The organism is Pseudoalteromonas sp. Z1A6, assembly GCF_011378745.1.
In the GTDB taxonomy this organism is placed as follows: Bacteria; Pseudomonadota; Gammaproteobacteria; order Enterobacterales; family Alteromonadaceae; genus Pseudoalteromonas; species Pseudoalteromonas arctica.
On sequence record NZ_WTKW01000189.1, the window covers coordinates 1 to 8,275 of the forward strand.

Annotated in this window: 9 protein-coding genes and 1 pseudogene; 6 read left to right on the forward strand and 4 right to left on the reverse strand. The window is 40.2% G+C overall.

Translation table 11 applies throughout. The annotated features are described in order from the left end of the window. Positions 1-172: 172 nt before the first annotated feature. Positions 173-508: pseudogene (locus tag GQR46_RS12480) on the reverse strand (sugar O-acetyltransferase); the annotation flags it as partial. Between the two features lie 145 nt (positions 509-653). Here GQR46_RS12480 and GQR46_RS12485 point away from each other — a divergent pair. Next, the gene (locus GQR46_RS12485; RefSeq protein ID WP_165741121.1) at positions 654-1,247 is read left to right on the forward strand and encodes a hypothetical protein; all 594 of its coding nucleotides are present in this window, start codon (positions 654-656) and stop codon (positions 1,245-1,247) included. A 2-nt stretch (positions 1,248-1,249) separates the two neighbouring features. Here the strand turns inward: GQR46_RS12485 and GQR46_RS12490 are convergent, their stop codons facing one another. Next, positions 1,250-1,630 (reverse strand): hypothetical protein, encoded by a 381-nt coding sequence (locus GQR46_RS12490; protein WP_165741122.1) that lies wholly within the window; start codon positions 1,628-1,630, stop codon positions 1,250-1,252. Positions 1,631-1,729: 99 nt separating this feature from the next. Here GQR46_RS12490 and GQR46_RS12495 point away from each other — a divergent pair, with 99 nt between their 5' ends. After that, positions 1,730-2,170 (forward strand): TerB family tellurite resistance protein, encoded by a 441-nt coding sequence (locus GQR46_RS12495; RefSeq protein WP_165741123.1) that lies wholly within the window; start codon positions 1,730-1,732, stop codon positions 2,168-2,170. Positions 2,171-2,196: 26 nt separating this feature from the next. Here the strand turns inward: GQR46_RS12495 and GQR46_RS12500 are convergent, their stop codons facing one another. Next, positions 2,197-2,763: an NAD(P)H-dependent oxidoreductase gene (locus tag GQR46_RS12500; RefSeq protein ID WP_165741124.1), complete on the reverse strand. Its 567-nt coding sequence runs from the start codon at positions 2,761-2,763 to the stop codon at positions 2,197-2,199. Between the two features lie 119 nt (positions 2,764-2,882). On the opposite strand from GQR46_RS12500, the gene GQR46_RS12505 reads away from it, so the two are divergent. Beyond that, positions 2,883-3,782 carry a LysR family transcriptional regulator gene (locus GQR46_RS12505; RefSeq protein WP_165741125.1) on the forward strand — a complete coding sequence of 300 codons (900 nt, stop codon included), beginning with the start codon at positions 2,883-2,885 and terminating at the stop codon, positions 3,780-3,782. Positions 3,783-3,814: 32 nt separating this feature from the next. Here GQR46_RS12505 and norR read toward each other — a convergent pair whose 3' ends face one another. Further along, a complete protein-coding gene (norR, locus tag GQR46_RS12510; protein ID WP_008138686.1) occupies positions 3,815-5,371 on the reverse strand; it encodes a nitric oxide reductase transcriptional regulator NorR in 1,557 nt (518 codons plus the stop codon). A 160-nt stretch (positions 5,372-5,531) separates the two neighbouring features. Between norR and GQR46_RS12515 the strand changes: the two genes are divergently transcribed. From GQR46_RS12515 to hmpA, 3 genes are read left to right on the forward strand one after another with little or no spacing between them, the layout of a single operon-like run. Next, a complete protein-coding gene (locus GQR46_RS12515; protein ID WP_007584928.1) occupies positions 5,532-5,801 on the forward strand; it encodes a hypothetical protein in 270 nt (89 codons plus the stop codon). Next, a complete protein-coding gene (locus GQR46_RS12520) occupies positions 5,801-7,033 on the forward strand; it encodes an NnrS family protein (RefSeq protein WP_165741126.1) in 1,233 nt (410 codons plus the stop codon). The genes GQR46_RS12515 and GQR46_RS12520 overlap by 1 nt, the downstream gene beginning before the upstream one ends. A 20-nt stretch (positions 7,034-7,053) precedes the next feature. After that, positions 7,054-8,235, forward strand: a complete 1,182-nt coding sequence (gene hmpA / locus GQR46_RS12525; protein WP_165729063.1) for an NO-inducible flavohemoprotein — start codon at positions 7,054-7,056, stop codon at positions 8,233-8,235. Positions 8,236-8,275: the final 40 nt, after the last annotated feature.

Sequence of the window (8,275 nt, forward strand, 5' to 3'; positions counted from 1 at the left end):
TAGAAAGCCCGAATCTAACGATTCGGGCTTTTTTATGCTTGTAGAAAAAGTGATTCAGGTATTCCTCTATAGCGGAGTGTCTCTTAGTGAATAATTCACTTAATTTAACGAGTTAAAGTGCTCGCTGATGCGAGCGTAGCGACTCCCAACGTTAAAATCACATCGAGAATAACTACAGTGTTCTTATTTCACGATCTGGATTATCCGCTACTGGGGTATTAGGCATTACATTTTTAGTAACGACAGCACCCGCACCCACAATACTGTTTTCACCAATACTCACACCCTCTAAAATAATTACACCTGTGCCAACCCATGCGTTATTGGCTAACGCGATAGGCGCTGCAAAGTTTTCTTACTAAGCCTTTTTGCTGGATTAGTAGCATGTGACACAGCTAAAAGCTGAACTTTCGGGCCAATTAAGCAGGCATCACAAATGGTGATTAAATAATTGGCCAGTGGCTAGTTGAGGTGTGTAATTAATATTTATAAAAGTAGGATTGTTAATGAAGGCTGAGATATTTAGTCGTTAATCGCTATTTAGTAGTTTTACCTAGTTGTCTTGTTCTAAATTTTATATAGATACTTCTAATAAAGTACTTAAGAAAACTGTACTATTACAGGTGTTTTAAAATAACTATAACGAGAAACATATGAAATTATTAACTCCAGCAACCTTAATAGTTGCTTCATCGACAGCTTTTGCACGCCCTGCACCGTTAGTGTCTATTCCTACTCATAATGCCTTTTTTAATAGTATTGCAGCGCATTGCGGTAAAGCTTTTGAAGGTGAAGTAGCGGTAGATAACGCGAAAGGGCCAAGCTCATTTACAGATAAAAAGCTGGTTATGCATGTACGTAAATGTAGCGAGACTGAGTTACAAGTGCCGTTTCATGTAGGAGACGATGCATCACGTACGTGGATCATAACTAAAACGGGGAGTGGCTTAAGTTTAAAGCACGATCATCGTCATAAAGATGGAACTGACGACGCATCAACCATGTATGGTGGCCATACGCTTGATGCAGGGTCTGCGCAAATACAGTCGTTTCCAGCAGACCAATACTCTAAAGAGTTATTTGTAAAACAAGGCATTGCACAGTCTGTAGGTAATACATGGCAAATGTATATTTACCCAGAAGTATTTACTTATCGATTAATTCGCCAAGGACGTGAGTTTAAGGTGGATTTTGATTTAACGAAACCGATTACTCCACCATCAGCACCTTGGGGTTATAAAGACTAAGGTTACTTACCCTTGTTTGTATCTTCTTTAGTTTCGCATTGTAGTAAAACATTTAAGGCTGGTTGGTAGGCTCGTGGTTTAGTTGGAAAGCGTTCGTATTCTTGCACGCCTTCTAGGACCTTTAACATAAAGGTTCTGCCACGACATAACCTATCTGCATGGCGCAGTAAAAACATACTTTGATTAGCGAAGTGTTTGTAATCGTCTGACTGTATTTCTATTTTATAGTTGTCTTCGCCAATTTTAGTTTGGTAGTAATGTACTTTATTATCAAAGTCGTATGATTTTTCTTTTTCGACAGTTTCGGCAAATACAGTGCCGACGCTCGAAAGGGCCACCAATGCGCTGCCAATAACTAAGCGTGGTGTATTTAATCCTTTCATAAAAATGTATCCTTTAATTTGCGAACTTAATACCCATTAACTACTCATACAAGTTCGATTTCTTTATCTTTAGTCTAACACCCAAAAAGGGATAATGTGATGTTCAAACAAATAAAGCAGCTTTTTGCTGTATTCGATGATCAGGAACCTAGTATAAAGCAGCATGATTTAAAAACAGCAGTTGCGGCATTGCTTATAGAGGTTATGCGTGCTGATACTAAGCTTGACCATAATGAACAACAAACCCTGACTGTAACCTTAAAAAAATACTTTAATTTAACAGATTCAGAAGTTGAAGAGCTAACCACTAACGCAGCAAGTAGTTTAGAAGGCGCTATTGACTACTTTCAGTTTTCAAAACAAATTAATGAGCATTGTAGTGCAGTTCAGCGCATTGAAATAATAGAACTACTATGGCGCTTGGCCTATGCTGATGGCGAAATAGATCCGCAAGAAGACTATGTAATACGTAAAGTAGCTGGGCTTTTATATGTAACGCATACAGACTTTATCGCCGCAAAAATAGCGGCGACAAAGTAATTAGTTATTTGGTAAGGCGTACTAAATTATTTTAATTTACTTGCTACGCTTACTAACTGATGAGCAAGTGCTGATACTTTTTCAGCTGTAACAGGTTCATTAATTTGGCCATTTTCATCAAGCAACGTGTGTACAGCGGGTATTGCAAGTTGATCTGCAAGTACTAACGACCCAATACCACTTAATATATCACGTACATGATTTAAACCGCGTAACCCGCCAAGCCCGCCTGGGGATGCTGAAAATAAAGCGACTACTTTATTGCGAAAAGCTGGAACCGCACCTTGCTCTGTACGTGAGGCCCAATCAATAGCATTTTTAAGTGCAGCGGTAATGGAACCGTTGTACTCAGGACTTGCTAGTAAAATACCATCAGCTGCACGTAGTTTATCTTTTAAAAGCTGTACATCGCTTGGTGTACCTTGCGCTTCAATATCTTCGTTAAATAGTGGGATGTTTAATTCGTTTAGTTTTATTACTTCTACTTCAGCACCTGTTTGTAGAGCAAAACGTGCTGCCTCATTAATAATTTTTTGATTAAAGCTTTCTTGTCGAAGACTTCCTGCTAGGGCGATAATTTTTGGTGCTGACATGCTAGTGACCTTTTAGTGTTTAAACTTACAACGCTAATGTAGCAAAATTTTGCTTGTAGAAAACCCCAATAAACGCAACACTTGTGTGCGTAAATGCACATAAGTATAAGGTAAGCAGAATGGCGATTAAATTTGAAGATTGGCAAGACGTTAAAGTGGCGTTTGAAGTGGCGCGTTTAGGTACGTTAACGGCGGCCGCAGAAGAGCTTAATGTGCACCACAGCACAGTGCTTAGACGAATTAATAATCTTGAAAAAAACTTAAATGCACGGCTTTTTCATCGCCATGCCCGTGGTTACAAGGTTACTGAAATTGGCACCAAGTTATTTGCAACGGCGCAAACTATTCATAGCTCCTTAGAGCAGTTACATAACGATATAGCAGCAGCCGATAGCACCCTTAGAGGGAGTTTATTACTAACGACGGTAAGTGGTTTTATGGATGTACTTGGTGATGTATGTGAGCAATTTCAGGCGCTACATCCGCAAGTGCAGTTAGAAGTTATTTTAGAACAAAAAAGGTTAAGGCTCGATCACGGACAAGCGCATATTGCAGTGCGTGCAGGCCCAAGACCTGATGAGGGCGATTATATTGCTCAGCATTTGGCGCAGCTTTCGTCTGGCTTGTATGCTAATAAGCGTTACATTAATAAGTACGGCATGCCTAAATTATTAAGTGATTTACAGCAACATAATTTTGTATCGGGTGTAGCGGGTTTTAATGCCCGCGTGCCTTATTTTGCATGGGCTGATGAACATATTCCTGCATCGCAAATTAAGCTGCGAGTATCTGAAACCGCAGAAGCGACTCGTGCAATAATTAAAGGGCTAGGCATTGGCGGATTACAGCATGACGTAGCGGCGCAATATTCTGATTTAGTACCTATATTACACAGTGAGTTAAGCTGGCCTACCGATGTATGGTTAGTCACGCATCACCTAGTACATCGCACTGCTAAAGTACAAGCTTTTGCAGGGTTGTTAAAAACACACTTTAGTAAGTTAGCTGCTAATCAATAGTTTTAGCAGCATTTTAGCTGTGTTTTAAATGATTATAGTGTTTTTTTTACTTCTATGCCTAGGCGTTTAGCCAAGCGTACTAAGTTAGCTCTATCTAATTCAAGTACTCTTGCTGCTGCTGACCAGTTGTAGTTATGCTTCTTTAATTGCTCGGTAATTACGTTGTATTGCAACGATTCTACAGCTTGCTTTAAAGGTTGGTTGATCAAGGTGTTGGTTGTACTTTGGCTTGCTACTAGAGAGTTTTGTGGCGCACTTGGGGTTAAATCACAGTGCTCGCTTGTAATGGTTATTATTGGATTTTGCCATTGGCTTTGTTTTGCTTTTAGGGCGCTGCGGCTAATGACATGTTCAAGCTCGCGAACGTTACCTGGCCAGTTGTACTGATTAAGCAGTACTTGCGCTTCAGGGCTTAGTTTTAATTGTTTTATCCCTAATTTACGGGCTGTTTGCTCAATAAAATAACCAGCTAAGAGTGTTATGTCGTGCTCGCGTTTACTAAGTGGTGGCACAGTAATAGGGTAGACACTGAGGCGATGGTATAAATCGGCTCTAAAGCGACCTTGAGCTACTTCTTCTTTTAAGTTTCTGTTGGTTGCAGCAACGACGCGTACATCTACGTACTTTGGCGTGTCTTCCCCTACCGTTTGTATTTCGCCACTTTGTAGCACTCGTAATAGTTTACTTTGCATGGCCAGGGGCAGTTCGCCTATTTCATCTAAAAATAACGTGCCGCCATCAGCTAATTGAAATTTACCCTGGCGCGAATTTTGTGCGCCTGTAAAAGCCCCTTTCGCATGACCAAAAAATTCACTTTCAGCAAGGTTCTCAGGAAGTGATGCACAATTTAAGTGAATAAGCGGTTGATCTTTTCGAGCTGAATTTAAGTGAATATTACGCGCTACAAGCTCTTTCCCTACCCCTGTTTCACCTAATATAAGCACGCTAAAGTTAGATGCTGCAACGAGTTTAATTTCGTTTTTAAGTGTTTGCATTAGCGGACTTTGACCAATAATTTCACCGCCGTCCCGTGTTAACGCTTCACGATTTAGTTCTTGCACTAATGCACTTGAGTGCTGTGCATGCTGTTTGTAATGGGCAAGCTCTAAAGCTGTTTTAAAGTGCGCACTACACAGCGTTTGTAAGGTATTGAGTGTATCAGCGCTTATGCTGTTAAATGCATTGGCGTTAAGGCTATCAAACGTAAGTACGCCAAGTAGTGCGTTTTTATCATAAAGGGGTAAACCTAAACATGCATGTACCGGTATGTCGCCGGTTTTAGCTAATAGCAATCCGTCGTATGGATCGGGTAGTGGGCAGTCGTGCGCAAATTGTAGCGCGAGTGTGCTTTTGCAAATAGCTTCTAGGCGAGGGTGCTCTACTATTTTAAATCGTCTGCCAAGGCTGTCGGACATTAACCCTTTAATTGCCAGTGGTTTTAATTGCTCGCCCTGAAGCACTAATAACGCACTTGCATCACTAGGAATCACCCGCTCAACCGTTGCTAGTAATTGATCAAAACTATGCTCGTGCAGTGTACTTTGAGCAAGCTCTAGAGCAACTTGGGTAAGGTTGAATTGCTGGTTCATGTCAAAATGACCTGTTTGTGTTTTTGTGAGTTAATTTATAGTAGGTCATAAAGACTCATAGTGTAAAGTGATTTAATTTAACTTATTGAATTTAAATGAATAAAATTATTGGCACAGTATGTGTAATAGCTAAGTAACGTAGTTAGTTACAGAGATCGCCATGAACACACTAATGCTGAATAATTTAAATAATCAAACACAGTTTAGTTCACTATACGAAACAGTATTATTTGCTGCCAATACTGCATTAGCTGTGAGTTTAGTGTGTATTACGGCAAGTATTTTAATTAGCTACCCGTTTGCTGAGTACTTTTCCATGGCGGTGCAAGTATCAGCTCATATTGGCACTATTGTTATTGCTGCTATTTTAAAAGTAAGTTACGTACTGCGCTGTGTTGCACAACATGGTTTAGGGCAAGAGGTACGATAATGCGCCCTATAAACTTAACTGAGCCAATGCCAGCCCGCGTTGCTATTCATCAAGTATCTCAATGGCCATTATGGATGCTCGCTTTTAGACCTTTCTTTTTAGGCGGTGGCTTATTGGCATTTTTTTCGGTGGGGTATTGGCTACTTATTTTAACAGGCCATGCAAGTTGGCACTCATCGATACCTGCGACATTATGGCACGCGCACGAAATGCTGTTTGGCTTTGCAGGAGTTGTAGCTGTTGGCTTTTTACTTACCGCTGCACAAACATGGACAGGCGTACCGAGCATAAGTGGGAAAGCCCTTATGTGGCTTACGTTTATATGGCTTGCAGCGCGCTTAGCCTTTTTTGTGATATTGCCTGATATTGCTCATTTTAATTTATATGCTGCACTTACATTACAAGTTATTTGGTGGCTAGGCGCCATAGCAGTACTGGCTAATATGTTATTAAAAGCCAATAGCAAAAGTAACTATCCGTTTTTAGCTATTTTAGCTGTGCTTTGTGGGCTCAATGTATTGTATTTAATACTTGTTTTAAAACAAAACATGCAGCTTGCACTTGGTGTGGTTGATACCGCAGTACTGGTCATTACTTTACTAGTTGGCATTGTTGCGGGTCGCGTTTTACCATTTTTTACCGCTAAAGGTCTAGGTTTAACCGCACAAGTTCGCACTCCTAAAATAGATAAAGCGGTGATGTATTTATCTATTTTGGCTATCACTTTATTTTTCATCAACAAGTTGTTTTTGAACACGATTAATCCTGCGTTAGTTGTTGCAACTGTTGCTGCGCTTCACCTGGTCAGGGCAGGTTTTTGGTGGGATAGCAAGGTATTGAGAGTGCCGTTGTTATGGTCTTTACATTTTTCCTACTTAGCGTTAGGCGTAGGGTTAATGATGGTTGCATTTAGCTTTTATAGCAGTGCAATACAATTTAAAGATGCGCTGCACTTAATCACTATTGGCACAATAGGTATGATGATTTTAGCAATGATGACGCGTGTATCACATGGTCATACAGGGCGGACACTCGCTATTCCTCATTACATGGCTGTTGCTTTTGCGTTTTTGCTTGTGGCCGCTATTACTCGTTCATTACTCCCTTTTATTATTGGGCCTCACCTTGCTTGGCAAATAAGTGCTTTGCTGTGGTTAGTGGCTTTTTCATTATTTTTAATTCACTGCACACCTATATTAACGCGGCGTCGTGTTGATGGGCGTCGTGGTTAGTTCATCCATAGGAAACACATATGTTATCTGATAAAACCATTGAGATTGTAAAAAGCACAGTTCCGTTATTAGCGCAGGCGGGTACGGTTGTTACCGATCATTTTTATAAGCGTTTATTTAGCCATAATCCTGAGCTTAAAAATATTTTTAATATGGCGAATCAAGATACAGGTCGTCAGCAATTTGCACTTTTTAATGCATTGGCTGCGTATGCACAAAATATTGATAATTTAGCCGTATTAAAAGAAGCGCTAACACGTATTAATCATAAGCATACAAGCTTGAATATTTTACCTGAGCATTACCCTATTGTAGGTGCGCATTTAATTGGTACTTTAAAAGAGCTTATTCCTGAGCAATTTACTCCCGATGTTGAATACGCTTGGCGCGAAGCTTACGGCGTACTTGCTGATATTTGTATAACCGAAGAAGCTGCTTTGTATGAGCACAGTAAAAATAAACACGGTGGTTGGGCGGGAACTCGCCAATTTGAAATAACCAACAAACAGGCTGAATCAGAACTAGTAACGAGCTTTACACTTACGCCAGTTGATGGCGAAGCTGTTATTACACATAAACCAGGGCAGTATTTAGGTATTAAAGTTAAGCCAGAGGGCGCTGAATATGAAGAAATTCGCCAGTATTCTATTTCGCAAAAAAGTAACGCTAAAAACTACCGTATTAGTGTTAAAAAAGAGCTACAGCCAAAGCCTGGCATGGTGTCTAATTATTTACACTCATTAGAGCAAGGCACTATTGTTGAGTTATACCCGCCGGCAGGAGACTTCTTTTTACGCAATAACACAAACCCAGCGGTACTCATTTCAGCAGGTGTTGGGCAAACGCCAATGCTGGCTATGCTTGAAACGTTATTAAGTGACAACTCTAATCAAGAGATTATGTATTTACATGCCTGCGAAAATACTCAGCAGCATTCGTTTTCAAAATATTTAAATGAGTTAAATGCAGTTTATAACCGTTTACAAACAATGACGTGGTTTAACCAAGCGACAGAGGGCGCTGACTTTACTGGGTTAATGAACCTAAACGCAGTACAAGCACAGCTACCATTGAGTAATGGTGACTTTTACTTATGTGGTCCTGCCGGTTTTATGGCATTTATAAAAAACCAGTTACTTGAATTAGGTGTTAAAAACGAGCAGATTCATTATGAAGTGTTTGGTCCGCATCAAGACTTGTAATAACGCTTTAAAATAGAAAAAGGCGCGCAGCGATATGCTG

Coding starts and splice junctions, on each gene's coding strand:
- GQR46_RS12485 (WP_165741121.1), top strand. CDS start 654: ATGAAATTATTAACTCCAGCAACCTTAATAGTTGCTTCATCGACAGCT.
- GQR46_RS12490 (WP_165741122.1), bottom strand. CDS start 1,630: ATGAAAGGATTAAATACACCACGCTTAGTTATTGGCAGCGCATTGGTG.
- GQR46_RS12495 (WP_165741123.1), top strand. CDS start 1,730: ATGTTCAAACAAATAAAGCAGCTTTTTGCTGTATTCGATGATCAGGAA.
- GQR46_RS12500 (WP_165741124.1), bottom strand. CDS start 2,763: ATGTCAGCACCAAAAATTATCGCCCTAGCAGGAAGTCTTCGACAAGAA.
- GQR46_RS12505 (WP_165741125.1), top strand. CDS start 2,883: ATGGCGATTAAATTTGAAGATTGGCAAGACGTTAAAGTGGCGTTTGAA.
- norR (WP_008138686.1), bottom strand. CDS start 5,371: ATGAACCAGCAATTCAACCTTACCCAAGTTGCTCTAGAGCTTGCTCAA.
- GQR46_RS12515 (WP_007584928.1), top strand. CDS start 5,532: ATGAACACACTAATGCTGAATAATTTAAATAATCAAACACAGTTTAGT.
- GQR46_RS12520 (WP_165741126.1), top strand. CDS start 5,801: ATGCGCCCTATAAACTTAACTGAGCCAATGCCAGCCCGCGTTGCTATT.
- hmpA (WP_165729063.1), top strand. CDS start 7,054: ATGTTATCTGATAAAACCATTGAGATTGTAAAAAGCACAGTTCCGTTA.